The organism is Streptomyces sp. BE303 (assembly GCF_036290945.1).
Lineage (GTDB): Bacteria > Actinomycetota > Actinomycetes > Streptomycetales > Streptomycetaceae > Kitasatospora.
The window spans coordinates 1-300 of sequence record NZ_JAQYWZ010000927.1 but is presented as its reverse complement, the minus strand read 5'-3'; the positions used below and the strand labels follow the sequence as shown (position 1 = coordinate 300).

General features: G+C 72.0%; 1 protein-coding gene. It reads left to right on the top strand.

Annotated features, from left to right (window positions below; all coding sequences use genetic code 11):
- Positions 1 to 56 precede the first annotated feature (56 nt).
- Positions 57 to 300 (top strand): hypothetical protein (locus PUR56_RS37935; RefSeq protein ID WP_329952303.1); only part of this gene is annotated, 244 nt, incomplete at its 3' end.

Below are 300 nucleotides of genomic sequence, written 5' to 3'. Positions count from 1 at the left end.
AGGAGCCCCCGGCCGTCGAGTCCGCCGCCGTCGTGGCAGCGGTGCAACTTCCCTTGGTGCCGGTGCTGTTGTCCGGTACGGACGAGGCGGCGCTCCGTGCCCAGGCACAGCAGGTGCGTCTTGTGGCCGATCGGGATCTCCACACGCTCGCCGCAGCGGCAGCCCGCCGTGCCTCGCTGGCGCATCGGGCGGTGGTGCTCGCCGGTGACACCGAGGGGTTGACGACCGGGCTGGGCGCGGTAGCTTCCGGGTCGGGTGGTCTGACGGGTGTTGCGGGTTCTGGTCGGGTGGCGTTCCTGT